Annotated in this window: 23 protein-coding genes; 12 read left to right on the top strand and 11 right to left on the bottom strand. The window is 34.6% G+C overall.

Annotated elements, in window-relative coordinates; translation table 11 throughout:
• Positions 1-1,914, bottom strand: a complete 1,914-nt coding sequence (locus J2X31_RS06735) for a DUF294 nucleotidyltransferase-like domain-containing protein (protein ID WP_310025476.1) — start codon at positions 1,912-1,914, stop codon at positions 1-3.
• 192 nt (positions 1,915-2,106) lie between these two features.
• Between J2X31_RS06735 and J2X31_RS06730 the strand changes: the two genes are divergently transcribed.
• Positions 2,107-2,613, top strand: coding sequence for a DUF2911 domain-containing protein (locus J2X31_RS06730; protein WP_310025475.1), 507 nt, complete (start codon positions 2,107-2,109; stop codon positions 2,611-2,613).
• A gap of 134 nt (positions 2,614-2,747) precedes the next feature.
• Here J2X31_RS06730 and J2X31_RS06725 read toward each other — a convergent pair whose 3' ends face one another.
• The 4 genes from J2X31_RS06725 to J2X31_RS06710 all read right to left on the bottom strand — a co-directional run bounded on the left by J2X31_RS06725 (position 2,748) and on the right by J2X31_RS06710 (position 7,209).
• Positions 2,748-4,553, bottom strand: coding sequence for an ATP-binding protein (locus tag J2X31_RS06725; RefSeq protein WP_310025474.1), 1,806 nt, complete (start codon positions 4,551-4,553; stop codon positions 2,748-2,750).
• 9 nt (positions 4,554-4,562) lie between these two features.
• Positions 4,563-4,997 (bottom strand): response regulator, encoded by a 435-nt coding sequence (locus J2X31_RS06720; protein WP_310025473.1) that lies wholly within the window; start codon positions 4,995-4,997, stop codon positions 4,563-4,565.
• A 40-nt stretch (positions 4,998-5,037) separates the two neighbouring features.
• Complete coding sequence (locus J2X31_RS06715) at positions 5,038-5,592, bottom strand: helix-turn-helix domain-containing protein (RefSeq protein WP_310025471.1); 555 nt, start codon at positions 5,590-5,592, stop codon at positions 5,038-5,040.
• Positions 5,593-5,928: 336 nt separating this feature from the next.
• Positions 5,929-7,209 carry an NAD(P)/FAD-dependent oxidoreductase gene (locus tag J2X31_RS06710; protein ID WP_310025470.1) on the bottom strand — a complete coding sequence of 427 codons (1,281 nt, stop codon included), beginning with the start codon at positions 7,207-7,209 and terminating at the stop codon, positions 5,929-5,931.
• Positions 7,210-7,498: 289 nt separating this feature from the next.
• On the opposite strand from J2X31_RS06710, the gene J2X31_RS06705 reads away from it, so the two are divergent.
• Positions 7,499-8,713, top strand: coding sequence for a multidrug effflux MFS transporter (locus J2X31_RS06705; RefSeq protein WP_310025469.1), 1,215 nt, complete (start codon positions 7,499-7,501; stop codon positions 8,711-8,713).
• A 365-nt stretch (positions 8,714-9,078) separates the two neighbouring features.
• On the opposite strand, the gene J2X31_RS06700 is transcribed toward J2X31_RS06705, so the two are convergent.
• Complete coding sequence (locus J2X31_RS06700; RefSeq protein ID WP_310025468.1) at positions 9,079-10,188, bottom strand: lactonase family protein; 1,110 nt, start codon at positions 10,186-10,188, stop codon at positions 9,079-9,081.
• Positions 10,189-10,378: 190 nt separating this feature from the next.
• On the opposite strand from J2X31_RS06700, the gene J2X31_RS06695 reads away from it, so the two are divergent.
• Genes J2X31_RS06695 through J2X31_RS06675 form a run of 5 tightly spaced genes read left to right on the top strand, consistent with a single transcriptional unit; the run spans position 10,379 to position 15,566 of the window.
• Positions 10,379-12,307, top strand: a complete 1,929-nt coding sequence (locus tag J2X31_RS06695; RefSeq protein ID WP_310025467.1) for a vWA domain-containing protein — start codon at positions 10,379-10,381, stop codon at positions 12,305-12,307.
• On the top strand, positions 12,304-13,308 hold the full coding sequence (locus J2X31_RS06690) for a PDDEXK nuclease domain-containing protein (RefSeq protein WP_310025464.1): 1,005 nt from the start codon (positions 12,304-12,306) through the stop codon (positions 13,306-13,308). The genes J2X31_RS06695 and J2X31_RS06690 overlap by 4 nt, the downstream gene beginning before the upstream one ends.
• 18 nt (positions 13,309-13,326) lie before the next feature.
• Entirely contained in the window at positions 13,327-14,583 is a 1,257-nt protein-coding gene (locus J2X31_RS06685; RefSeq protein ID WP_310025463.1) for a dihydroorotase, read from the top strand.
• A gap of 9 nt (positions 14,584-14,592) precedes the next feature.
• On the top strand, positions 14,593-14,916 hold the full coding sequence (locus tag J2X31_RS06680; RefSeq protein WP_026705022.1) for a DUF4870 domain-containing protein: 324 nt from the start codon (positions 14,593-14,595) through the stop codon (positions 14,914-14,916).
• 2 nt (positions 14,917-14,918) lie between these two features.
• The gene (locus tag J2X31_RS06675) at positions 14,919-15,566 is read left to right on the top strand and encodes an alpha/beta hydrolase (protein ID WP_310025458.1); all 648 of its coding nucleotides are present in this window, start codon (positions 14,919-14,921) and stop codon (positions 15,564-15,566) included.
• Between the two features lie 63 nt (positions 15,567-15,629).
• On the opposite strand, the gene J2X31_RS06670 is transcribed toward J2X31_RS06675, so the two are convergent.
• Positions 15,630-16,133, bottom strand: coding sequence for a hypothetical protein (locus J2X31_RS06670; RefSeq protein ID WP_310025455.1), 504 nt, complete (start codon positions 16,131-16,133; stop codon positions 15,630-15,632).
• A gap of 16 nt (positions 16,134-16,149) precedes the next feature.
• Positions 16,150-16,914: an MBL fold metallo-hydrolase gene (locus tag J2X31_RS06665; protein ID WP_310025451.1), complete on the bottom strand. Its 765-nt coding sequence runs from the start codon at positions 16,912-16,914 to the stop codon at positions 16,150-16,152.
• A gap of 91 nt (positions 16,915-17,005) precedes the next feature.
• Between J2X31_RS06665 and J2X31_RS06660 the strand changes: the two genes are divergently transcribed.
• On the top strand, positions 17,006-18,463 hold the full coding sequence (locus J2X31_RS06660) for a TonB-dependent receptor (RefSeq protein ID WP_310025450.1): 1,458 nt from the start codon (positions 17,006-17,008) through the stop codon (positions 18,461-18,463).
• A 63-nt stretch (positions 18,464-18,526) separates the two neighbouring features.
• Here J2X31_RS06660 and bcp read toward each other — a convergent pair whose 3' ends face one another.
• Positions 18,527-18,979, bottom strand: coding sequence for a thioredoxin-dependent thiol peroxidase (bcp, locus tag J2X31_RS06655; protein ID WP_310025449.1), 453 nt, complete (start codon positions 18,977-18,979; stop codon positions 18,527-18,529).
• A 143-nt stretch (positions 18,980-19,122) separates the two neighbouring features.
• Between bcp and J2X31_RS06650 the strand changes: the two genes are divergently transcribed.
• A complete protein-coding gene (locus J2X31_RS06650; RefSeq protein WP_310025448.1) occupies positions 19,123-19,788 on the top strand; it encodes an endonuclease III domain-containing protein in 666 nt (221 codons plus the stop codon).
• Between the two features lie 15 nt (positions 19,789-19,803).
• Here the strand turns inward: J2X31_RS06650 and J2X31_RS06645 are convergent, their stop codons facing one another.
• Both J2X31_RS06645 and J2X31_RS06640 read right to left on the bottom strand, forming a co-directional pair.
• Entirely contained in the window at positions 19,804-19,947 is a 144-nt protein-coding gene (locus J2X31_RS06645; RefSeq protein ID WP_310025447.1) for a hypothetical protein, read from the bottom strand.
• Positions 19,948-19,994: 47 nt separating this feature from the next.
• A complete protein-coding gene (locus J2X31_RS06640; RefSeq protein ID WP_310025446.1) occupies positions 19,995-20,579 on the bottom strand; it encodes an RNA polymerase sigma factor in 585 nt (194 codons plus the stop codon).
• A 332-nt stretch (positions 20,580-20,911) separates the two neighbouring features.
• Here J2X31_RS06640 and uvrA point away from each other — a divergent pair, with 332 nt between their 5' ends.
• The 3 genes from uvrA (at position 20,912) to J2X31_RS06625 (ending at position 25,603) form a co-directional block, all read left to right on the top strand.
• Positions 20,912-23,728, top strand: coding sequence for an excinuclease ABC subunit UvrA (gene uvrA / locus J2X31_RS06635; protein WP_310025443.1), 2,817 nt, complete (start codon positions 20,912-20,914; stop codon positions 23,726-23,728).
• A gap of 79 nt (positions 23,729-23,807) precedes the next feature.
• Positions 23,808-24,836: a T9SS type A sorting domain-containing protein gene (locus J2X31_RS06630; protein WP_310025440.1), complete on the top strand. Its 1,029-nt coding sequence runs from the start codon at positions 23,808-23,810 to the stop codon at positions 24,834-24,836.
• 161 nt (positions 24,837-24,997) lie between these two features.
• Positions 24,998-25,603: an AbiV family abortive infection protein gene (locus tag J2X31_RS06625; protein ID WP_310025437.1), complete on the top strand. Its 606-nt coding sequence runs from the start codon at positions 24,998-25,000 to the stop codon at positions 25,601-25,603.
• Positions 25,604-25,690 lie beyond the last annotated feature (87 nt).

The following is a 25,690-nucleotide window of genomic DNA, read 5'->3' as shown; positions in this document are numbered from 1 at the left end:
TTAAGTGAAATAAGTAAGTTGGAATTTATTTTTTATAATCTCTTCCAAATCTTTCATGGGAAGAAGTGCGTTTTTCAGCTTTTCCCTGTCGGATTTAGAAAGTTCTTCAAGGTTGATGTATTGTCCGGTTGTTCCGTTTTTTATACCCTCCTGTGTTCTAAATTTTGATAAAGTTAGAAAAGCTTCCGCTGCATTCAAATAGGCTTCGGAATATTTAGGCTCCGTGATGGCCAATTGCTTAAACCGAAGAAACGTATTGTTTATCCCTCTGATATTATGACTGATAACCAAAACCCTTGCAGCATCAACCAAAGGCATGATCGCTCTTATCTTAATATCAAATTTATCCTTTTGATCACCCTCTTCTTCAAGGATGAACTGTTTAAAAAAGCTTAAAGGTGCTGGTTTCTTTAAGGAATCTGTACCAAGAAAAGCAAAGAATTTTTTATTTTTTTCGGCATTCTTAAAAATCTGTTCCGTAAGTGCTTCTTCGAGTTGAGTTTCGCCAAAGGCAATTTCATAATCAAAGAAAATACTGCAGATTTCATCTGTTTTTTCACCTGGAGTATTCATCCAATTGCTGTATTGGTTCTTCCAGTCAGTTAAGGACTTACACCAAACTTGATTGCTTGCCATGTGGCCATAAGGACAATAGGGATAACCAACATTTTCGAGTATACCAACTACCTTTTTAGCAAGCTTCAAAAAATAATCCTTAACATCTCGGTATTTGTCTGGAGCCACATCTTCAAAAACCAAAATACTGTCTTGATCCGTCAACAAGAGTTGTTCTTTCCTGCCTTGGCTTCCAATACTTAACCATGCAAAACGGGCAGGAGGGGAGCCAAATTCTAAAATCGATAAATCAATGGCCCTTTTTATGATTGCCATATTTACTTCCCCAGCAATATTATTGATGTGAGAAAGTGGAATTTTTTTGTCAAAAGAAGTACGAATGAATTCAGCAAGCTTTTCTCTTAAACGTTTCAATTCATCAGGATTCTGAGCACGTTTTATTTCCTTGATTAATATTCCTGGATTATTGGCTTGAGCTGCAATGATATCCTGTTGCGAAATAACGCCTTTGATTTCCGTCTTATCAGAGCCATCAACCGTGACACATAAATGCGTCACATTGTGCCGTAACATAAAAAGTTGAGCTTCGGCAAGTGACAAATTCTCAGGAACTGTAACCACGGGAGACGACATGATATTGCCAACCAAAGCTGTAATGTAAAACCTTCCTGTTGCAATTTTAGAACGCAAATCCGTATCTGTAACAATTCCGACTGGAAGGTTATTTTCTTGAATAATGACGCATCCCGAAAGATTATCGGTCATAATTTGGGCAACATTTTGAACAATCGCTTGAGGCGAGGAGGTCAATGGTTTCTTATTATAATCCAAGGATTGGAAATATTGTATTTCCGACTGATTATCGATTTGCCTTACGGAATCGTTCAATAATTTTCCCTTTGAACGTTCAGCAGGATTGGTTGAAGTATTGGCAAAACTCTGAAGCAAAAAATCCAACACATTAGCATTATTGGCAACAAATGGTCGAAAAGAATCAATCGGTATTGCGTAAACCACACTTTCTTCACGTGCTTTTGCTGTCATCAGATAGTTGTTTTTAGCAAAAAAAGGACGTAATCCTAAAATATCTCCAGGAACACATTTATTAAGCAAAGTCTCTTCGGCATCCGAAATCACCGAAAGATTGATAACGCCAGAAGCCACAACATAGAAACTATCATGCAGTAAGTCGTTGATTTGAAACAACGTTTTGTTTTTTTCTAAATTCAAGACCTTGATGTTAGATGCAACTTCCGCTAATTCATCATGCGACAAATCGGAAAAAGGTGGGTAAACAATAAGAAAATCGGCAATTCTTTCAGCAATACTATTTTTCATAACTCAGATAAAGTCTAAAATTAATAAATTAAAACTTGAATACGAAACTATAAAGGCGTGAAAATTCAAATGATTTTAAAATTACGAATGTTATCAATTTCTATTTAAATTCTTAAATGTATTATAATTAAAATAAGTTTTTTAAGCGTTGTGATTATATTTACGTTACATATTAATTAACCTATTACTATTATGAAATTAAGAAACAAAATTTGCACTGTCCTTTTTACGATGTCAATTGCAATTGCTGGTGCTCAGGAAAAAAAAGCTGCCAGTCCGGCAGAAACCGCTCAAGGTAAATTCAATGGAGCTGCAGTAACTATTAATTATGGAAGTCCTTCCGTTAAAGGAAGAGAAATTTGGGGCGGATTGGTTCCTTATGGCAAAATTTGGCGTGCTGGAGCAAATGATGCCACGACAATTGAAACCGACAAAGATTTGACTGTTGAAGGAAAAAAGTTACCAGCTGGAAAATATTCAATTTTCATCATTCCTGAAAAAGATAATGCTACAGTAATTTTCAATAAAGTGGCAAAACAATGGGGAGCTTATGATTACAAAGAAAATGAAGATGCTTTGAGAGTTAAAGTTAAACCGGTTGCTGCAAAAGAAAAAACAGAGAAACTTGTTTACAAAATCAACAAAGACAACATTACTTTAAGTTGGGACAATTGGAATATTCCAATTAATGTAAAATAGAGTTTTCTATTTAAAAGAAGAGAACACCGCGAAAGTGGTGTTTTTTTTATGCTTTAGTGAAGTGTAGATCCTATATTATGAAATATTCTATTTTACATAATATAAATTATAGTTCAAAAATAATACAATTTAAATTATAAGGTTTTTGGTAAATATATGATGAATTTAGCACCAACATTCAACGTTCCTTCAGCTTTAATATAGCCATTATGATTTTCAATTATCTTTTTGCAAATAGCTAAACCTAAACCAGTTCCTGTATAAGTAATTTCAGTTTCAAGGCGTCTGAAAAGTTGAAAAATCCTATGCGAATATTCTTGGTTAAATCCAATTCCGTTATCGCTAACAATAATCTTATAATAATCTTTATCGCTTATTATTTTATCAGATGCATCATTAACGGCTTCTTTTAAATTATCCATAAAGGAATCAACCCAAGAAATTTGAATTTCGGGAATTACACTTGGTTTTGTATATTTTAATGAATTTGAAATCAAATTGACAAACAATTGCTGTATTTGAAATTTTGTACCAAAAATTTCAGGAAGCTCATCAATAGAAATTTTTGCTTTTGTTTCTTGAACATTCACAGCAAGTTCATCAATAACGTCTTTCAGAATTTCATTTAAATTGATTTTTATAAAAACTTTATCGCTTTTGATGGTTCTGGAATAATTCACCAAATCAATCATAAGATTCTGCATCCTGTTGGCCGAAAGCTTTATCTTATCAAAATAACCTTTTCCTGATTCAGAGATCGCCTCCAAATCATTGGCTTCAATCCTAGAAATAAACATTTGGATTTTCCTCAAAGGTTCCTGCAAATCATGGCTTGCAATGTTGTTAAATGACTCTAATTCAGCATTAATGGCAATCAGTTTCTTGTTGTTTTCTTCCAACTCGAATGTCTTCTTGAATTGCTCCGTAACGTCGTGTATTACACCAATTTTGATACTTTCGCCTTTATTATTGGTTCTAAAATTGGCCGTTAAAATGACATATTTCAATACTCCAGAAGGCAAAATATAGCGGTATAATATGGATGTTGGAATATGACTTTCAATAGAATTCTGATAGGTTTTCGCTACGTATTCGTGATCGTCTGGGTGGATATATTTTATAATATTTTCAAAACTTGGATGAAAATGCTGTTTTTCTTCTTCTAAAAGACGATAGAAATTGTCGGAAAAAGTATAGTTGTTTGTCTTTAAATTCACTTTCCAATAACCAAAACCGGCAATCTTTTCAGCGTTGTTGAAGGTTTCGTTTAGCAACCTCAAATCATCATTTACTTTCTTTAAGATCAATAGATTATCATTCATTTTGCTATAAGACAAAAGAAAAATAAGAATGGAGACAATGGCCAAAATAAAAACTGTCTTTCTCGTATCGCTAATTTTTTCAGGATAATTGCTATCGTGCAATTGTATGCCCCTGATAATTGGTCTTAACTCATTTTCCAGAAAAGAATAAAGCTCAACATTAAACCTTTTATTTTCATAAAGCTTTTCCGTGAATGTTTCTTCACTTGCGGAACTTTTCCTTGATAAAACTACAATTTCTTGAAACAAGGTATATTTTTTGTCGATCAGAACTTCCAATTGGAGGATGCTTTCATGCAAAAATCTATGGACAAATGAGAGTTGCTTTAGCCTATCTATTTTACTTAGAGCCTCTTCCCTACTAAAAATACCTTTTGAAAAAGCAATATCTTCGGCAATTATAAGATTCGAAAGTTTAATTTCATCTTCTTTTAAAATAGAAAAAAGATGATCAAGTTCATTTTGGGTAGCATTCGAATTTTCAATTGATTGAAATGAAGAATCCAGATCTTTCATCTGGAAATAGAACATTGTAGTAAGATAACCTATTGCAATAATTGAAATTCCTAAAGCAATCCTTAAAAAAAAGACGTATTTATTTTGTTTCAGGAATTTCATTTTTTGCTATCAAATACTCAAGAAAAAAGTTTCTTTGTTTAGTCCAGACGTGTGATATTGCCAGTTCATGTTCACCACATCCTTGATTACTTTTTTAAGTTTCGAGAAATCGTTTGGTTTTTTAATGTAGATGTTTGCTCCACCGATAAAGGTTTCTTCAATATCCTTGTCAGATGATGAAGTCGAGTAAATTGCAATTGTTAGGTCCTTGAATTTAGGATTCGCCCTGATTTCTTTCAAGCATTCGGCACCCGTTTTACAAGGCATGTTCAAATCCAGGAATAAAATATGAGGAAGCTGAATTGTTTCTGGATTTTCCAGATAATCCATCAAATCACGTCCATCCTTAAAAATCGTCAGCCTGTTGTTCATTTTCAATTCATTGATAGCGTCGTTGAAGAAAAGACGGTCGTCTTCATCATCTTCGGCTAAAAGTATACGCATTTGTGAACTGTCCGAATTCATTACTCTTGGAGTTTAAGTGTTATTGGTTTAAATTTCTACGCCTGTCAACGATTCTCTTGAACATTGAAGGCGTCAATCCGGTAACTTTTTTAAATTGTGCTGACAAATAGGCAACACTGCTGTAATTTAATTTATACGAAACCTCGGTCAAAGTTAAGCCATCTTCCACAATTAACTTCTTTGCTCTTTCGATTTTTTGAATAATAATAAAATTCTCAATTGAAGTGTAAGTATATTCTGAAAAAACATTAGCGATATAACCGTAGCTCAAGTTAAGTTTATCTGCCAAATAATTCGAAATGGTTGAAGTCGGAAGCTTGTCCTTCTCATAAATCATTTCGATGATAGTATCCTTAATCCTTTGAACCAACTGGCTTTTCTGATTGTTGATAATCTCTATCCCATATCGTTCAAGGCTATTCTGGAGATCGGTAAAGCTTTCATCAGAAACCGAATCGCTTATTTCGATTTCTCCAAATTCTAAAAGCTCATATTTAATTGCTAGTCTTTCAAGCTGTTCCTGCATTATAATTCTGCATGCCAGATTGATGTCATATTTTACGTATAGTTTCATTAAGTAGGTGTTGTTTTTGGTTGTATAAATATATGCATTTTTTTTTATTTCATATATCACATAAATTTTTATTTAAATCTAACTTTAAATTATAGTTTTAAAAAGAGCATTATAAAATATAATTCACTAATAATGAATGCTTTAATTGAATACTTTAGATTCCAATAAAAAAGTGGAGTAGCATAGTTAGGCTACTCCACTTTTCCGTGGGAAAATACAATTGGATAACCAAAAGATTTTATGTTTTTTTGCTTATTTATTACTCCATAAGCAGGAACAAATTTCCAAATTAAACTCAAATAGGGTTTATACTATTTTTGCTATTTGTTATAAGATTCACACCTTTAAATCCGAACTTTTGGCTCTTTTTTCAGGACGTATTATCATCCTGAACGATTGGTCTTTTGCAAAATAAGCCACCATCCAATTGTAAAAAGTTTGCAGCCTGTTTCTATAGGTTATCAGCGAAATCAAGTGAATAAAAAGCCAAACCATCCATGCAATAAAACCATTAAAATGCATTTTTGGTTTTGGAATATCAACAACAGCCTTGTTTTTACCGATAATTGCCATTGACCCTTTGTCCTTATATTCAAATGGTTTTAGCGGTTTATTGTTCATTAGTGAAATGAAATTTTTGGCCAAATTTTTACCTTGTTGTATGGCAACTTGAGCCACTTGAGGATGCCCACTAGGAAAATTCTTATCAGTCAATTGAATGCAGGTATCACCAATTGCATAAATGTTTGCAGTGTTATGGATTTTGTTGAACTCATCCGTTGCCAGCCTCTTCCCTCTTCCGTAGCTTTCTGGAGCAATTCCTTCGAATTCCTTGGCAGTAACTCCGGCCGCCCAAATTAAGTTCTTAGTATCGATTGATTCTCCATTAGCAAAAAATACTGTATCACCATTAAAATCTACTACTCGTGTATTCAATTTCACAACAACTCCCATTTTTGTCAGTTCATCATAAGTGTCCTGTTGCGATTTTTTACTCATTGGCGAAAGTAGTGCATCCCCACCATCAACCAGATAAATATTACTAGCTGAAGTGGAAAGTTCTGGATATTCCTTTAGAAGCACCCCTTTTCGCATCTCGGCAAACATTCCGGAAACCTCCACTCCTGTTGGTCCTCCTCCTGCCACAACAATAGTCAATAATTTTCTTCTTTTTCGAGTGTCTTTACAGATGGCAGCTTTTTCCATGTTTTGAAGCAGCTTGTTTCTCATTTCGATTGCATCGTTCAAGGTTTTCATCGGAATGGCGTTCTTCTTAACATTTTCCATTCCAAAATAGCTGGTTTCGGCACCTGTTGCAAAAACAAGATAATCATAGCTCAATTCGCCATTATTGAGTTCAATTGTATTTTGCTCCTGATTTACCTTGATAACTTCTCCAAGACGGAAAGTTAGGTTTTTCTTTCCTGCAAAAAACTTCCTAAATGGATAGCTGATGCTTGATGGTTCAAGATAGGCAGTTGCAACTTGGTATATTAAAGGAGGGAAAAAATTGTAGTTGTTCTTATCGACCAAAGTCACTTCAATACCTTTCACATTTCCGAGTTCTTTTGCTAGATTTATACCTGCAAACCCACCACCCACTATTACTATTTTCATAAAAATCGAATTAAATTAGAAACCTTTTGTCTTCTTTTTTGATGTTTTAAAAGGACAGAAATTCATTTATTAAAGTTAGAAAAAAATCAAACAACGTGATCAATTTGAATGAAGTTTTAATTAAAAATTAGCAAAAACGCTTGTTTTTCGGTAATTGTAATTCTGTAATTTATATTTCCACTGAATTTATTTCAGAAATTGAATCAAAACTCATAAAGTTGTGTATAATTCAAAATGAAGTTTTGCAATACTTATATTTGCATTTTAAAACTCCCTCCTATTTATATCAATGGAAAAACAAAAAAACTTCTGGCTTATCCTTGTTTTAGGTTCCTTAACTGCAATTGGTCCGTTTTCAATAGATATGTATCTTCCTGGTTTTAGTGCCATTGCCAAAGATTTAAACACAACTGTAAACAATGTTTCCTTGTCCTTGTCAAGCTATTTCATCGGAATTTCTGCGGGTCAATTATTATATGGACCATTATTGGACCGTTTTGGCAGGAAAAAACCTTTGTACATCGGACTTTTGGTTTATATAATAGCATCGCTTTGTTGCGTTTTTGTTACCGATATTGATAGTTTTATAGTGCTTCGTTTTATCCAAGCTGTCGGAAGTTGTGCTGCTTCGGTTGCTGCAATGACGATGGTTCGGGATTTATTTCCTGTAAAGGAAACTCCGAAGGTTTTTGCAAAATTGATGCTGGTTTTAGGGCTTTCGCCGATGTTGGCACCCACAATTGGTGGTTATGTAACAGCAGATTTCGGATGGCATGCCGTTTTTATAATCCTGACACTTATGGGAGTTGCAATTTTGGCAGCCGTGAAATTTGCCTTGCCAAGCAACTACAAACCTGATACTTCCATTTCATTAAAACCAAAGCCGATCATTAGTAACTTTTTGATGGTTTTAAAAGAACCACAGTTTTATACTTATGCTTTTACGGGAGCCGTGGCGTTTGCCGGATTATTTACGTATGTGGCAGGTTCTCCAATGATTTTCATGGATATTTATAAGGTGGATGGAAAAACATACGGATGGATTTTTGCCTTGCTTTCGGTAAGTTTTATCGGTTCAAGTCAATTGAATTCTATACTTCTAAGGAAATATACAAGTGAACAATTAGTCCGTGTGGCTTTGATTTCGCAATCCATTATCAGTGTTTTTTTTTTAGTTGGAGTGATGAACGACGTTTTTAATTTATACGGAATTATAGCAATGTTCTTTCTGTTTCTTTCTTGTTTGGGATTGGCAAGCCCTAATACGGCTGGACTTTCTTTGGCTCCCTTTGCTAAAAATGCAGGAAGCGCTTCGGCTTTGATGGGTGCTGTTCAGATGATTCTAGGTTCGGTTGCATCTGTTGCAGTTGGGTTATTTGTAAAAGATTCGATGACGCCAATAACAGTTATTTTGCTGGCTTCATCTACTTTGGCTTTACTGATTTTAACGGTTGGAAAGAGAAATATCAAAAAAATGCAAGATTCAGAACAGTTTATTGATTGATGTTATATCAGTTGTTTCGCCCTTTCAGGGCTGAACTTTAACTGTTTTTGATTATTAAATAGGGTTTCACCCTATTCTAATTTCTTTTGCCCTTTCAGGGCTGAATTTCAACTTGATTATTAAACAGGATTTACCCTCTTCTAATTTGTTTCGCCACGTTGTGGATCTGAAGTTGAAAACATGATGTTTTAGTCGATAAAACCAAAGATCAATAGAAGCCTAAAGTTGTTATTTCTAACCCCGACTGGAGGGAAAATCCTTTTTTCACTAGCCTTGGGTTAAAACCCAAGGCTATTGAAAAAAGATTTGGAAGGAAGGCGGGAACATGGTAAAAACAAATGCCAAAAGTGATGTTTCTAATTATTTTAGGGTGTAAAAACCAAGCAAACTGGCGAACATAATTCTATTTTTTTACCAATATTTGTTAGCTTTCCATTCTTGATGTCGCGTTTGAAAATGATAATATCATTGGTGTATTGATGGGCAACAAGCAGGAAATTTCCTGATGGATCGATGGCAAAATTTCGAGGACCTTTTCCGCCTGTTTTGATGAAATATTTGAAGTTAAGCTTGCCGTTTGGTTGAATTTCGAAAGTGGTAATATCATTTGCATCGCCTCTGTTTGTGGCATACAGGAACTTTCCGTCTGGCGAAATATGGATGTCTGCACTACCTATTTCTCCTTTGAAATCATCTTCAACAATTTGGGCTTCTTCGAGTTTTAGCAGTTGTCCGTTTTGATAGGCAAAAACCGTGATGGTTCCGTCGAGTTCTTGAAGCAGGTAGGCGAATTTTCCGTTTGGACTGAAGGTTAAATGTCGTGGACCACTTCCTCTTTTGACACCGATGCTGTCCTTTATTTCGAGAATATTGGTTTCAGAATCCGGGTTGTAGTTGTAGATATAAATCTTGTCGGTTCCTAAATCGTTCGCCAAAACATATTTTTTGTCGGGTGTAAATTGCACCATGTGAACATGTGGAGCTTCCTGGCGTTGCGGATTTCTGCTTTTTCCTTTGTGTTGGATGATTTGCTTGGCTTCGGTCAGACCTCCTTTTGGATTTTTTTTGAAAACGGAAATGTTTCCTCCAGAATAATTGGCGGTAATCACGTTTTTAGTGTCATTTAATATGTAACAAGGATCTGCTCCACCTGCATTTTGTGTGTTGATTGGCGTTAACGTTCCTTTTGTGGGGTTGAAACCGAAAGCACTTACTTTACTGTCGTTTCCGTTTTCGTTGACGCTGTACACAAATTTATTGTCTTCGGAAACGGCAAGAAAGCTTGGGTTTATCACTTTTTCGGTTGACGATTTTAGTTTGAAATCGGCCGTTTCAGTATTGAAATCATAAACATAAATGCCTTTGCTTTCGCAAGATTTGGTGTAGGTTCCCACAATTAGATTGAAGTTTTTTTGTTGGGCAAATATGCTTTTTGACATTAAAAGAATGATTACTATAAAGGAAAATTTTTTCATTTTTATAAATTTATGGAAAACAAAAATAGGTTTTTGTGCGTTTGAAACCACATCCTAATAACGGCTTTTGCAAATTTTTATGATTTAAAATTTAAAATTTAAAGGGGAAAAAAAATAAAAAGTAGTATTTTTGACAGCAGTTCAGTGAACTCCACTGACAGTAATGCTTTTGAAGTAAATTTAAATCGGAATGCAGTTTAAACATCCAGAAATTCTTTATTTTCTTTTTCTCCTTCTCATTCCAATTCTGGTTCATTTATTTCAATTAAGACGCTTCAAAAAAGAATATTTCACGAATGTTCGCTTCCTGAAAGAGCTTTCCATACAAACCAGAAAAAGCTCAAAACTAAAAAAATGGCTACTTCTTGCTACCCGACTTTTGATTTTGGCGTGTATCGTTTTGGCTTTTGCACAACCTTTTTTCAAGGCGAAAGACAGCAACAATACTACAAACGAAATGTATATCATCTTGGACAATTCGTTCAGTATGCAAGCCAAAGGACAAAAAGGCGAATTGCTAAAAAGAGCCGTTGAAGATTTATTGGAACACGCTCCAGAAAACCAGACTTTTTCATTGATTACGAATTCTGAAACTTTTTGGAATACCGATGTGAAATCGATTCAAAAGGAGCTTCAGAACCTGAAATACAGTGCTTTTCCGTTTCAATTGGAAAGCCTGATGGCGAAGGTAAAATCACGAAAATCTCCTTATAATAAAGATGTAATCATTATTTCGGATGCTGTTGGTTTGGAAGCGAAAGATTTGAAAAGCATCAGTCCAGAATTCAATACATATTTCATAAATCCGAAAGGCGAACAGAAAAATAATATTTCAATCGACAGCGTTTTCATCGAAAACACCTTGGATAATTTCTATGAAATTGGTGTAAAATTATTGGCTTATGGCGAAAATTCCGCAGAAACGCCAATTGCTATTTACAACAATAAAAAGCTGATTGCGAAAACATTGGTGCAATTTGAAGAAAAACAAAAGACCATTAACTTTACCATTCCAAAGGAAGATTTTCACGGTTATGCTTCAGTTTCGGACAATTCGTTGGAATATGACAATCAGTTATTTTTCAGTATTACAAAACCAGAAAAAACAAATGTAATCAGTATTGGAAGTGCTGAAAAAAGTCAGTTTCTTTCTAAAATTTATACCGAAAAAGAATTTGCCTATTCTAATTTTGAGTTGAATGCTTTGGATTATAATCTGCTTGAAAAACAAGATGCGATCGTGTTGAATGAATTGAAGGAAATTCCGCAGGCTTTGCAAACTACCTTGAAATCCTTTATTGAAAAAGGTGGAAATGTGGTGCTGATTCCATCGGAAGAAAGTTCGGTTTCAAACTTGAACAGTTTTGTATCCAATTTTGGAAACATCCAATTTAAAACCCTACAGAACACCGAAAAAGCGATAACCAAAATTGCTTTCAATCATCCGCTTTATGCAAGCGTTTTTGAGAAGAAAATTGACAATTTTCAATATCCAAATACTAAAAATGGATTTCAAGTTGCTTCTAACTCGCCAGCTGTTTTGGGCTATTCGGATCAAAGTGCGTTTTTGACAGCCTTGCAAAACCAAGTGGCTTCACTCTATGTATTTTCGGCTTCGATAAACAAAGCAAACAGTAACTTTCAGAATTCTCCCTTGATTGTTCCAACGTTTTACAATATGGCTCAAAGTAGTCAGAAAACGGGTGTTTCGGCTATAAAAATCGGAAACAACAGTCCTGTTTTAGTTGATGCTTTGATGGCAAAAGACGAAATTGTTTCGGTAAAAAATACCGAAGAAAATTTTGTTCCAGTCCAGCAAATTTTGAACAATAAAGTCAAATTAACCTTTAATGATTATCCTCAATTGGCAGGAAATTTTGGCATCTACAAAAAAGATGAACTATTAAAAAATATAAGCTTCAATTATGACCGAACCGAAAGTAATATCACTTCCGCAAATAGTGATTTGCTCGATGATTACAAAGTAATTGATTCCATTGAAACCGTATTTGATACGCTACAAACCGACAGGACAAATAATGAAATCTGGAAATGGTTTCTATTCCTAACACTACTCTTTTTAATCACTGAATTATTTATTCAAAAATTTGTAAAATGATTTCCAGTTCAGAAAAGCATAGCGAATTAGTTACGGCAATCAAGGAAATTGTTATCCAATCTAGAACAGCAATTTCAAGGAACATCAATTCTCAAATTGTACTTACTTATTGGAATATCGGGAAACTGATTATTGAAAAAGAAAACACTTCGAATAGCACTGAAAAATCGAGCAGACAACTTATTATAGAACTTTCAAAAGAATTGACCCTTACTATTGGAAAAGGTTTTTCAAGGTCGAATTTAACTTATATGCGATTGTTTTATCTTAATTATCCTGATGGTGTGACAGTGTCACACCAATTAAGCTGGGGACATTATTATGAACTTTTGAAGATTGAAGATGTAATGGAAAGACGTTTTTATGAAAATCAAATCCATAATGAAAACTGGTCTATTCGAGAATTTAGAAGAAATAAAGCTACTGCTCTTTTTCAAAGGCTTGCATTAAGTAAAGACAAAGAAGGAATTTTGGAATTGTCAAAAAAAGGTCAGAAAGCCGAAAGGGATTCTGATTTAATAAAAGACCCTTATGTTTTAGAATTTTTGAATATTCCCGAAAAGGAAAACTATTCTGAAAAACAGCTTGAACAAAAAATAATCGAAAATTTACAACAATTTTTATTAGAGCTTGGAAAAGGTTTTGCTTTTATTGGAAGGCAACAACGTATTACATTAAACAATAAACATTTTTATGTAGATTTAGTTTTTTATCATCGTGTTCTAAAATGTTTCGTCTTGATTGACTTAAAAATCAACGAAGTAGAACATTCGGATATTGGTCAGATGAATCTGTACCTGAACTATTTTGAGATAGAACAAAATGTTGAAGGTGATAATCCTCCTATCGGCATTATTCTTACTGCCGAAAAAGATGATATCTTTGTGGAATATGCCATAAGAGGTATTACAAATAAAATATTTGTTTCTAAATATCAGTTATATCTACCTGAAAAAAAAGAACTTCAAGAGAGAATTAAAAACATTGTTGACAAAGAATAATTTTTATACCCAAAAAAAATGAACCTGATCATCCGAGACGCAAAAATTATTGATGCTGAGAGTCCCTTCAACAAGAAAACTGTTGATATTGAAATTTCTGACGGAATTATCAAGACAATTGGTTCAAACATTGAAAACAAAAATAACACGAAGGAATTGAAACTAGATAATCTTCACGTTTCGCAAGGCTGGTTTGACAGCAGTGTTTCACTTGGTGAGCCTGGTTTTGAAGATAGAGAAACCATCTTGCACGGTTTGAATGTGGCAGGAAAAAGTGGTTTTACTGGAATTGCCTTGCAACCTAACTCCTTCCCGATTATCGACAATCAATCGCAAGTTAGCTTTGTAAAATCTAGGGCAAATAACCTTTCTACAGAACTTTTTCCGATTGGTGCCTTAACAAAGAATAGTGAAGGAAAAGATTTAGCCGAACTTTTTGATATGAAAAATGCAGGAGCTGTCGCGTTTGGAGATTACAATAAAAACCTCGACAATGCAAATTTGTTGAAAATCGCCTTGCAATATGTTCAGGATTTTGATGGTTTGGTAATCGCTTATAGTCAGGATACGAACATTAAAGGAAGCGGGGTTGCCAATGAAGGAATTGTTGCAACAAGACTTGGTTTGAAAGGAATTCCGGCTCTTGCCGAAGAATTACAAATCGCTAGAAACCTTTTTATTTTAGAATATACGGGTGGAAAATTACATATCCCGACGATTTCTACAGCAAAATCAGTCCAGTTGATTAAAGAAGCTAAAGCCAAAGGTTTACAAGTGACGTGTAGTGTTGCAGTGCATCATTTGGTTTTAACCGATGAAAAACTGGAAGAGTTTGACACTCGTTTTAAAGTAACACCACCACTTCGAACAGAGGCCGATAGAAAAGCCTTAATTAAAGGTGTAAAAGATAGCACAATTGACATGATTACATCCGACCATAATCCGATGGATATCGAACATAAAAAGATGGAATTTGATTTGGCAAAAAATGGAACTATCGGTTTGGAAAGTGCCTTTGGAGCTTTGATGACGGTTTTACCATTAGAGATTATCGTCGAGAAATTAACTTCAGGTAGAACTATTTTTTCAATTGAAAATCAACCTATTGAAGAAAATAAAAAAGCAAACCTAACCTTGTTTTCTCCAGAAGATGAATGGATTTTTGAAAAGAAAGACATCATTTCAAAATCTAAAAATTCAGCTTTTCTCGGAACTAAAATGAAAGGAAAAGTCTATGGAATTTACAATCAAGAAAAATTAAATTTTTACAAATAATTGAACAGAATGAATAGTATCGAAGAAGGAAAAAACATTGCCATTGTAAGTTATATTACCATAATTGGTTCGGTCATTGCCTTGATTATGAACAGCGAAAAGAAAAATGCATTTGCTTATTTCCACATCCGTCAAGCGTTAGGGATTTTCATTACGTTTTTTGCCTTTGGTTATTTTATTGGCTATTTCGACAGTTGGATGATCACTTCTGCTTTCTGGGTTTTCATTTTTATTTTATGGATTTACGGCTTTTTAGGAGCCTTGGAAGGAAAAATGAGAGTCGTTCCAATCGTTGGAGAATTATACCAAAAACTTTTTAAAGGAATACAATAAACATGGATTTATCGCTATACCATCTCGTTCGAGAACCAAAAATAAAACTAGATAAAAACCCTTTGATTTTGTTACTTCATGGATATGGAAGTAATGAACAAGATTTATTTTCGTTTGCAAGCGAACTTCCAGAAGAATATTTCGTAGTATCGGCAAGAGCTCCTTATGACTTGCAATATGGAAGTTATGCCTGGTATGCCATCAATTTTGATGCCGATGAAAATAAATTTTCGGATCATGAACAGGCCAAAACCTCACGTGATTTGATTGCAGGATTTATCGATGAATTGATTGAGAATTATCCGATAGATAAAGAAAATATAACGCTAATTGGTTTCAGTCAAGGAACTATCTTGAGTTATGCCGTTGGATTATCTTACCCTGAAAAGGTACAGCGAATTATCGCCTTGAGCGGATATTTAAACGAAGAAATTATAAAGGATAATTTTCAGGAAAACGATTTTAGCAATTTGAAAATGTTTATTTCTCACGGAACGGTTGACCAGGTTATCCCTGTTGATTGGGCTAAAAAAGCACCGGGAATTCTTGAAAATTTAGGCATCAAAACCGTCTATAAAGAATATCCTGTTGGTCACGGAGTTGCACCACAAAACTTCTTTGACTTAAAAAATTGGTTAGAAAGTAATTAAAAATTTGCCACAGATTCACAGATTTTTAAACTTAACAATCTGTGAATCTGTGGCGACTTTTTTTTATTGTTTATGATGCAAAACCGTTTCCGCTACTTCAAACGAAACCGTCTTGTCTTCATTGATGAAATATTTGATAATCACTTCGCCCCAAAGGCTTCCATCGCTAAAATCAGCAATTATCCATCTGTGGTTTAATACTTTGGCTTTGTTGATGATGAATTTTTGAGCACTCATTTTTTCAAAGCCTACATACGGATTTCCATTTGGCAAATCATTGAATTCCATTAATTTATCTTTTACAAAAGGAATCAATTTTTCGTGATTTATAAATTCCCCAGTTGCATCATCGGCAAAATATTCCTGTGCATTCTGATTGGTTTCCAATGCAAAATAATTGGCATCGTCCAACTGATTGACAACCAAATTCAAACTATCCCTTAATTTTGTGTCGAGTTTCTTGTAGCTGTCTTTCTCAAAATTCACTTGTTTGCTGTAATACATATAAGTGAAAACATTAAACAAAAGGGACAAAATAAAAAGATAGAGCAAGATTGATTTTTTCATCGTAAATTATTAATTTTTATATAGTTATTTCTAAATTATCGTAGGCCACAAAAACATTTTCGGGCAAACTTTTTTGTATTTCTGCATGGAATCCAAAAATATGACTGATATGTGTAAGATAGGTTCTTTCCGGTTTAATCATTTCTATAAATTGTAAAGCCTCTTCTAGATTGAAATGCGTGTCGTGAGGTTCAATTCTCAAAGCATTGATAACTAAAACTTTCAAGCCAAATAATTTATCAATTTCAGTTTGGCTGATAGTTTTTACATCTGTCAGATAGGCAAAATCATCAATCCTGTAGCCAAAAACCTGAAGATTTCCGTGCAGTACATCAATCGGAATAACAGTTTTATTTCCGATAGTAAAAGGTTGGTTGTTTACAACTTCTATTTGCTGAACCGATGGAGCTCCGGGATATTTGTTTTCATTCTCAAAAATATAATCAAATCGTTTGGTTAAATTATCCAAAACACGTCGATGAGCAAAAACAGGAATATCGCCTTGCTTGAAGAAAAATGGGCGAATGTCATCCAGACCGGCTGTATGATCCGCATGTTCATGAGTAAACAAAATACCATCCACTTTTTGGCAATTTGAAGTCAGCATTTGTTGCCTAAAATCTGGTCCACAGTCAATTACATAGGAAGCATTTTCCCAGGTAATCCAAACCGAAACACGAAGCCTCTTATCCTTTGGATCGATACTTTTGCATACAGAATGGTTACTTCCAATCACTGGAATACCTTGAGATGTACCTGTACCTAAAAAATAGACCTTCAATTGCGTTAATTTTTTACAAAAATAAGATTAATTCTCTTTCGCAAAAGCCCTATTTTGTTAACTTTGTCATTATTATAATCCTAAAAAATAAATGGATACCGAAATAACATTAAAAGGAGATAAGGTTATCGAGCAAATCCCTTCTATCAAAGATAAGGCACTGCGAATTAATCTTAATGAAAACATATACGGGACTTTCGCCGAAATTGGAGCTGGTCAGGAAACCGTAAGACATTTCTTTAGAACAGGGGGGTCTTCTGGAACTATAGCAAAAGCAATGTCGGCCTATGATAAAGATTTTAGCGACTCGATTTACGGAATTGAAGGTGATGGAAGATACGTGACCGAAAGTCGTTTAAAAAAGATGCTTTCTCATGAGGTAAATCTTATTGAAGACCGTTTAAAAAGGGAAAAACATCCAAGCAAAATGTTCTTCAGTTATGCCAATACGGTTGCTACAATTGATTTTGCAAAACAATTCAAAGGCCACGGTTGGGTTGGAATCAAATACCAAATTGAACCCGATGAGGATTATAATGAAATCATCATTCACATTCGTTTCAAAGAAACCGATGCACGTTTGCAACAGGAAACATTAGGTATCCTAGGTGTAAATCTGATTTATGGAGCATTCTATAAATACAACGACCCAAAAAGGTTGCTTCGTTATCTATACGATCATTTGGATAAGGATCAGTTGGAGATTGACACCATCAACTTCTCAGGGCCACGTTTTGCAGATGTTGACAACCGTTTGATGAGCTTGCAATTGGTGAAAAATGGAATGACGGATGCCGTGATGTTCAATCCTGATGGAAACAACATCCTACCCGCTTCTATCCTTTACAAAAAAAATATCCTTGCCTTGAGAGGAAGTTTCCGTCCGGTTACGAAAGTAAACATGGACATGTACGAGAAATCCTTGAATATGTTTCTTCAAGAAAACAAGGTGGAGAAAGACAATACGCTCGTTGTTTTTGAAATTACGCTTTCGAACCTTCGTTCGGATGGCGAAATTGACGAACGTGATTTCATGGACAGGGCCGAATTACTTTGTTCATTAGGCCAAACTGTAATGATTTCAAATTTCCAGGAATATTACAAAGTGGTTGAATATTTCTCCAATTATACCAAAGCCCGAATGGGATTGGCAATGGGGGTCAACAACTTGATTGATATTTTTGATGAGAAATATTATCGTCATTTAAGTGGTGGAATCTTGGAAGCTTTTGGAAAATTATTCTACAGAGATTTAAAAGTTTTTCTCTACCCCATGCTTGATGAAGAAGGTCATGTTGTAAATTCAGAAAATCTAAAGGTACATCCAAGAATGAAGGAATTGTATAAATTCTTTAAATTCAACGGAAAAGTAATAGATATTGATGATTTTGATCCACAGCATTTGCAAATTTTCTCAAGAGAAGTACTCAAAATGATCAGCAAAGGAAAACCGGGTTGGGAACCATTACTTCCTACAGGTATTGCCGAACTCATCAAAGAGCATCAGCTTTTTGGTTACGACCCTAATAAGATATTGGAAACAAATTAGTATTCAGTTTTCAGTCGCAGTTTTCAGTAGTGTAAAACTGAAAACTGCGACTGTGACTGTAAACTATTTCAAAATCTGCGATGCATGTGCTTTCGTTTTCACATCCGAAATCACTTCGTCAATAATTCCGTTTTCATCGATTATAAAAGTCACACGATGAATTCCGTCATAGGTTCTTCCCATAAATTTCTTTGGCCCCCAAACGCCAAACGCTTCAATAACTGATTTATCTTCATCTGCCAAAAGCGGAAAAGGAAATTTAAATTTGTGCTTGAATTTTCCCTGAGCCTTTTGAGAATCGGCACTCACTCCAAGAAGTGCATAATTGTTAGCTTCAAAACGTTCAAAATTATCCCTTAAATCGCAAGCTTCGGCCGTACAACCTGGCGTATTTGCTTTTGGATAAAAGAAAACTACTAATTTTTGTCCTTTATAATCTTCTAATTGATGAAATTTATTGTCTTGGTCAAATCCTGAAAAATCTGGAGCCTTGTCGCCCTTTTTTAATGTCGTCATTTATTATTTCTGATTTTAGATTGTAGAGTTTAGATTTTTTCCCCGAAACTTCGAAAGTATCTTGTACAGTTAATTTCAATAGATTCTGAATTTTGTCAATGCCAACGAAATTCCTTTTCTTTACATCTCAAAAATAAACATAAATGACCAAACAAGAACGTGCAACGTTTGTTATTAATACGTTAAAAGAAATATACCCTACAATTCCAATTCCGCTTGACCACAAAGATCCGTATACTTTGCTGATTGCTGTGTTACTTTCAGCTCAATGTACCGATGTTCGGGTGAATCAGATTACACCTTTGCTTTTCGCTAAAGCGGATAATCCGTATGATATGATCAAAATGTCGGTGGAGGAAATCAAGGAAATCATTCGACCTTGTGGTTTATCGCCAATGAAATCAAAAGGAATTCACGGTTTGTCACATATTTTAATTGATAAATATAATGGCGAAGTTCCTCAAAGTTTTGAAGCTTTGGAATCATTGCCAGCCGTTGGACACAAAACGGCAAGTGTCGTAATGTCCCAAGCCTTTGGAGTACCCGCTTTTCCAGTTGACACTCATATTCATAGATTAATGTATAGATGGAATTTGACGAACGGTAAAAATGTAGTTCAAACAGAAAAAGATGCCAAGCGAATCTTCCCGAAAGAATTATGGAACGATTTACACCTGCAAATCATCTGGTACGGAAGGGAATATTCTCCAGCAAGAGGTTGGAATTTAGAAAAGGATATCATCACCAAAACCATTGGAAGAAAATCTGTTTTGGAGGAGTATTACAAGAAAAATCCCGTATCGTTATAAACAATACGGGATTTTTTAGTTAGCGATATTTTCAATTTTCATCTTACCCACTTGAATAAAGCTTAATGCTTTTGAGTAATTCAATAAAAAAGAAACGGTTTCTTTTTTTGGTTTCATTGTAGGTGTAACTAACGTTTTTTTAGAGTAAATTTTTGCCATATAATAAAGAGGTTTTATTACATAACGATAGTATTACCAAAATATTGTTAGTTGGTTAAGATAATCTGATTTTTTTCTATCACTTTTCGCAAATTCATCAAAGCATAACGCATTCTTCCAAGTGCCGTATTAATACTTACACCAGTTAATTCCGATATCTCCTTGAAACTCAAGTCTTGATAGATTCGCATCACCAAAACTTCTTTCTGATCGTTAGGAAGCTCATCGATTAATTTTTGCAAATCACTTTCAACCTGACTTGTAATCATTTGTGCTTCGATGTTCGGATTATTATCAGACATGATAGAAAAGATGGAAAACTCCTCTGTTTCTCTGAACATCGGCATCTTTTTGTTTTTTCTAAAATAATCCACAATCAAGTTATGGGCAATTCGCATCACCCACGGAAGAAATTTTCCTTCCTCATTGTATGAATTAGATTTCAAGGTCTTGATGACTTTGATAAACGTATCCTGAAAAATATCATCAGACACATCCCTGTCACCTACTTTTGAATAAATAAAACCGAAGATTTTCGATTGATGCTTATTGATTAATGAAGCCAAGGCGTTTTCGTCTCCTGCGACATAATTCCTTACCAATAAAGCATCGGGGATTTGAACATTAGCCATAAAATTAACTTTTTAGTTTTTGGTTTAAGTTTGCGAGAATTTCTCTAAAAAGTAATTTTGTGATATAGGCAAATGTTAATTAAAGATTAAATAATACCCAAATGTAACATAAAATATTTTTAACATCCAAATCTAAATTGAAAATTTAACATTTTTCGTACAATAAAATTTAAAAATCAATCCATTTTATGGTAAAAACACTTGAGTTTGCTCTATAATACTACACAATAAGCATACCATAGTCATTTTTAAAAATTATATAATATTTGACATTTGCCACACAATAAATCTAATAGCAGAATGATTACCTTTGTGAAAATTCACTTTTTCTAATGAAAATAGACATCTCCACTCTCGAACCGAAGAAAAATATAATCATCAAAGGAGCTCAAGTGCACAACCTGAAAAACCTTGATGTTGCCATCCCACGAAACAAATTGGTAGTGATTACAGGCCTTTCGGGTTCTGGAAAATCCAGCTTGGCTTTTGATACTTTATATGCCGAAGGGCAACGTCGTTATGTAGAAAGTTTGTCTTCCTATGCTCGACAATTCCTTGGAAGATTGGACAAGCCTAAAGTGGAATACATCAAAGGGATCGCTCCTGCAATTGCCATTGAGCAGAAAGTAAATACCACAAATGCACGTTCAACTGTCGGAACTTCTACCGAAATATACGATTACTTGAAATTGCTTTTTGCCCGAATCGGAAAGACCTACTCTCCTATTTCTGGACTTGAAGTCAAAAAAAACACGGTTTCGGATGTTATCAATGATGTAAAGACATTCGAAATCAACAGCAAATGGTTGCTTCTCGCTCCGATTCATATTGAAAAAGGACGAACACTCGAAGAGAAACTTGGTGTGCTTTTACAGCAAGGTTTTTCTCGGATTTTGGTGGATAATGAAACCATCCGCTTGGATGAATTTGCGGAAGCGATGAAGAAAATCAGCAAATTAAAATCAAAGAAAGAGGTTTATTTAATCGTAGATCGAATCATCTTGAATCCCGAAGTCTCGGGCGAAGAAGAATTTTATAACCGACTTTCGGATGCTGTGCAAACTGCTTTCTTTGAAGGAAAAGGCGAGATTTATCTACAGGAATTAAATACTGATAAAAAATATACCTACAGCAATAATTTTGAGTTGGACGGAATTACCTTTCTAGAGCCAAACGTGCATCTGTTCAGCTTCAACAATCCGTATGGAGCTTGTCCGGTTTGCGAAGGTTACGGAAACATCATTGGTATCGATGAAGAACTTGTGGTTCCCAATACCGCCTTGTCCATCTATGAAAATGCCGTTTATGCTTGGCGTGGCGAAAGTATGGGCTGGTACAGAGACCAACTCGTAAATACCGCTTATTTGTTTGATTTCCCAATCCACAAGCCGTACTATCAATTATCCGAAGAACAGAAAGAAGTACTTTGGAAAGGAAACAAGCATTTTACAGGCCTGAATGACTTCTTCAAGGAATTGGAAGAAAAAAATTATAAGATTCAAAACCGCGTGATGCTGTCGCGTTACCGAGGCAAGACAAAATGTTATGCCTGCAAGGGAAAACGGTTACGTCCCGAAGCTTCGTATGTGAAAATCACGGGGAAAACCATTTCTGATTTGGTCGATTTGCCTATTAAAAACCTGACGGCCTTTTTCAAGCAGATGGAATTGTCGGAATTCGACCAGAAAGTAGCCAAACGATTACTGATCGAAATCAACAACCGCTTGAGTTTCTTGGTAGAAGTTGGTTTGGATTATCTTACCCTAAACCGTAATTCTGCCACACTTTCGGGAGGAGAATCACAGCGTATCAACCTTGCTACCTCTTTAGGAAGCAGTTTGGTGGGTTCGATGTATATTCTGGATGAACCAAGTATCGGATTGCATCCAAAAGATACTGAAAGATTGATAAATGTATTAATCTCTTTACGCGATTTAGGAAATACCGTAATTGTCGTTGAACACGACGAAGACATTATGAAATCGGCCGATATGATTATCGATATTGGTCCCGAAGCAGGAACTTTCGGAGGAAAACTGGTTGCCCAAGGAACGTATGACGAAATCTTAAAATCAGATTCGTTGACTTCTAAATATTTAAATGGAAGCCTTGAAATCGAAGTGCCAAAATCCCGAAGAAAATCAGGTGCTTATATCGAAATCTTAGGAGCTCGAGAAAACAATTTGCAGAATGTAGATGTGCGTTTTCCATTGGAAGTTTTAACCGTAATCACAGGCGTTTCAGGAAGCGGAAAAAGTACGTTGGTCAAGAAAATCCTCTTTCCAGCGATGCAAAAGAAACTTGATGGCGTTGGAGAAAAGGCCGGACAGTTTACTGAAATGCGAGGCCATTACCACAAAATACACCATATTGAATATGTAGACCAGAACCCGATTGGGAGAAGTTCGCGTTCCAATCCCGTGACGTATATCAAGGCGTATGACGACATCCGTGATTTGTATGCCAAGGAAAAACTATCCAAAATTAGAGGCTATCAAGCCAAGCATTTCTCCTTTAATGTGGATGGAGGCCGTTGCGAAACCTGCAAGGGCGAAGGCTCGATTAACGTGGAGATGGTGTTTATGGCCGATGTGCAACTGCCATGTGACACCTGCAACGGAAAACGTTTCAAGAAGGAAATCCTCGAAGTCAATTTTGAAGGAAAAAATATCGATGACATCCTGACGATGACCGTTGATGATGCCTTGGCGTTTTTCAAAGAAAACAAGCAAACCAAGATTGTGCAAAAACTACAACCTCTGCAAGATGTAGGTTTGGGCTATGTACAATTGGGACAGTCCTCCTCTACCCTTTCTGGTGGCGAGGCCCAGCGAATCAAGCTGGCGTCGTTCCTAGTGAAAGGAAGCACGAAGGAAAAAGCCCTATTTGTTTTTGACGAACCTACCACAGGACTGCACTTTCACGACATCAAGAAATTGCTGACCTCCTTTGATGCCTTGATTGAAAAAGGCCACTCGATTATTGTGATTGAACACAACCTCGATATGATAAAATGTGCCGATTGGATCATTGACCTAGGTCCCGAAGGTGGCGAAAACGGCGGACAGATTCTCGCTATTGGAACGCCTGAGGAAGTGGCAAAAAATAAGGCTAGTGTTACAGGGAAATATTTGAAGGAGAAGTTGTAGACAAATAGTCTATATTTACATTTTTCTATAATTTGATTTATATGAAAAGAAAGCTTAATTAATTTAAAATTTATTTTTTATGAAAAGAATTATTTTTTTCTGTGTTATTATGACTTTTTATCTTCCAAACTTAAAAGCTCAGACTGTTTCAACTTTTATCGATTCAGATAGTTATGGTTTGTATGGATTAACAATTGAAGAAAATTTTTTATATGTGGTATCATCTTTCAATGGTAAGGTTTACAGAAAAGATATTAATACAAGTGATTCCAATTACGAAACTTTCAATATAGGTGGTAGTGGATATGAAGGAATTTGTAAAGTAGGAGATTATCTTTATGTAGCTAAACCATTTAATGGTTCTTATGGAATACATCGCTTTAATATTGAAAATGGAACACCAATTGAGCAATTTATCAGTATGAATAATGTACACGGTATAACTCATAGAGATTCCGAATTATATATAGGTTCAGAAAATGGAATTTATAAAGTAGATTTGGATTCTGAAAATATATCTCCTATTCTAATCTCAAATTATGGAAGCGGAATAGGACTTAAAGTTTATGATAATTACTTATACACAGGTAGCAAAAAAATCAATTTAGATTCAGGAAACTATGAAGCGGAAACTATTACAACATATTCAGGAAATAGTTTTACAAGAGGCAATGATGAAAATACTTTTTATCTTACCGGAGGCGAAGATTATTCAGCAGTTTATGAGCTTAATATTTTAACACAAACTTATTCACTTTTAATTCAAATTGAAAATTTCATAGGAACTTATGATATTATTTTCGCAGACAATTCGCTATTTGTTACAACTATCGAGGGTGATTATGACAAAGTCGCTCGTATAGACTTAAATCCATTAAATGTCGAAGAAATTAATGATATCAGCCATTTAATGTATCCAAACCCAACTTCCTATTTTATAAACATAAATGGAACTGAGCCAAATGAAACCATAACTATAATAAACCCAAATGGACAAATTGTGAAGTCAATTAAAATAGAAAATGAGAAAATTGATGTGTCAGATTTAAATCCAGGTGTTTATTTTATGAAAAACAAAAATACATACAAGAAATTTATCAAAAAATAAATTTATTTGGCAAATATTATACCCGACCGCTCGGACACTCCTACTGGCCGATGTTCTAGCTCGTGCACACAAAGAATAAAAATCAAAAGCATAATTTTGTTTGAGGCCACGAGATAGAAGCTCGCGGTAGCGGAGGAATAATTCTAAAAAACCGATTTCAAATGAAACTTACAAGACAGAATCTATTTTTAACTATTGAAAAATCTATTGTGAATGCACGCGAGTTACATACTGATGCTAAAATTTTAATGGAGAATAATCGATTTGAAAGATCTTATACTTGTTTTCAGTTCTGTATTGAAGAAATAGGAAAAGCTTCCCTTGCTTATCAATTTTTATTAGATGACGATTGGTCAAAATCATCAAGATTTTTAAATGATCTTAGAGATCATAAAACCAAAACTAATACTGCCATTGGGATTGATATGTTAGTATTGAAAGCCATAGAAAACCCAGCCCTGAAGAAAAATATTCTTCTAAATTCACAAATTCAGAGTAAGAATCTAAAACATTTGAATGACTACAAAAATTATAGCTTGTATGTATCTTTTATTAATGGCAACCCTTACATGCCTTCTGAAATTATCACTTCAAAAATTCTAGAAGAAATTGAATTTTACGCAACAATTAGATTAGAGATTGCCACTCAATTTTTAAAAATTGGATTACAAGAATTTGATGGTGTTTTAGAAGCTCATAAAAGTATGGATAAAGAAAAAGTAATTAAAAAAATGATTGATGAAGTTGAAAAAATATTATTAACCTGAACTCGATTAATAATTTAGGCTAAAAATATTGTACAAAAAGGTAAAATTTAGTATATTTAAATCTCTGACAATTAAATATTTAAACTA

The sequence above is a fragment of the Flavobacterium arsenatis genome (genome assembly GCF_031456785.1).
Lineage (GTDB): Bacteria > Bacteroidota > Bacteroidia > Flavobacteriales > Flavobacteriaceae > Flavobacterium > Flavobacterium arsenatis.
The sequence above is the reverse complement of the archived record's forward strand: the minus strand, read 5'-3'. Positions and strand labels throughout refer to the sequence as shown.

What these genes read in the sequence shown, in the direction of transcription:
- J2X31_RS06735 (WP_310025476.1), bottom strand. Translation starts at nt 1,914, where the DNA reads ATGAAAAATAGTATTGCTGAAAGAATTGCCGATTTTCTTATTGTTTAC.
- J2X31_RS06730 (WP_310025475.1), top strand. Translation starts at nt 2,107, where the DNA reads ATGAAATTAAGAAACAAAATTTGCACTGTCCTTTTTACGATGTCAATT.
- J2X31_RS06725 (WP_310025474.1), bottom strand. Translation starts at nt 4,553, where the DNA reads ATGAAATTCCTGAAACAAAATAAATACGTCTTTTTTTTAAGGATTGCT.
- J2X31_RS06720 (WP_310025473.1), bottom strand. Translation starts at nt 4,997, where the DNA reads ATGCGTATACTTTTAGCCGAAGATGATGAAGACGACCGTCTTTTCTTC.
- J2X31_RS06715 (WP_310025471.1), bottom strand. Translation starts at nt 5,592, where the DNA reads ATGAAACTATACGTAAAATATGACATCAATCTGGCATGCAGAATTATA.
- J2X31_RS06710 (WP_310025470.1), bottom strand. Translation starts at nt 7,209, where the DNA reads ATGAAAATAGTAATAGTGGGTGGTGGGTTTGCAGGTATAAATCTAGCA.
- J2X31_RS06705 (WP_310025469.1), top strand. Translation starts at nt 7,499, where the DNA reads ATGGAAAAACAAAAAAACTTCTGGCTTATCCTTGTTTTAGGTTCCTTA.
- J2X31_RS06700 (WP_310025468.1), bottom strand. Translation starts at nt 10,188, where the DNA reads ATGAAAAAATTTTCCTTTATAGTAATCATTCTTTTAATGTCAAAAAGC.
- J2X31_RS06695 (WP_310025467.1), top strand. Translation starts at nt 10,379, where the DNA reads ATGCAGTTTAAACATCCAGAAATTCTTTATTTTCTTTTTCTCCTTCTC.
- J2X31_RS06690 (WP_310025464.1), top strand. Translation starts at nt 12,304, where the DNA reads ATGATTTCCAGTTCAGAAAAGCATAGCGAATTAGTTACGGCAATCAAG.
- J2X31_RS06685 (WP_310025463.1), top strand. Translation starts at nt 13,327, where the DNA reads ATGAACCTGATCATCCGAGACGCAAAAATTATTGATGCTGAGAGTCCC.
- J2X31_RS06680 (WP_026705022.1), top strand. Translation starts at nt 14,593, where the DNA reads ATGAATAGTATCGAAGAAGGAAAAAACATTGCCATTGTAAGTTATATT.
- J2X31_RS06675 (WP_310025458.1), top strand. Translation starts at nt 14,919, where the DNA reads ATGGATTTATCGCTATACCATCTCGTTCGAGAACCAAAAATAAAACTA.
- J2X31_RS06670 (WP_310025455.1), bottom strand. Translation starts at nt 16,133, where the DNA reads ATGAAAAAATCAATCTTGCTCTATCTTTTTATTTTGTCCCTTTTGTTT.
- J2X31_RS06660 (WP_310025450.1), top strand. Translation starts at nt 17,006, where the DNA reads ATGGATACCGAAATAACATTAAAAGGAGATAAGGTTATCGAGCAAATC.
- bcp (WP_310025449.1), bottom strand. Translation starts at nt 18,979, where the DNA reads ATGACGACATTAAAAAAGGGCGACAAGGCTCCAGATTTTTCAGGATTT.
- J2X31_RS06650 (WP_310025448.1), top strand. Translation starts at nt 19,123, where the DNA reads ATGACCAAACAAGAACGTGCAACGTTTGTTATTAATACGTTAAAAGAA.
- J2X31_RS06645 (WP_310025447.1), bottom strand. Translation starts at nt 19,947, where the DNA reads ATGGCAAAAATTTACTCTAAAAAAACGTTAGTTACACCTACAATGAAA.
- J2X31_RS06640 (WP_310025446.1), bottom strand. Translation starts at nt 20,579, where the DNA reads ATGGCTAATGTTCAAATCCCCGATGCTTTATTGGTAAGGAATTATGTC.
- uvrA (WP_310025443.1), top strand. Translation starts at nt 20,912, where the DNA reads ATGAAAATAGACATCTCCACTCTCGAACCGAAGAAAAATATAATCATC.
- J2X31_RS06630 (WP_310025440.1), top strand. Translation starts at nt 23,808, where the DNA reads ATGAAAAGAATTATTTTTTTCTGTGTTATTATGACTTTTTATCTTCCA.
- J2X31_RS06625 (WP_310025437.1), top strand. Translation starts at nt 24,998, where the DNA reads ATGAAACTTACAAGACAGAATCTATTTTTAACTATTGAAAAATCTATT.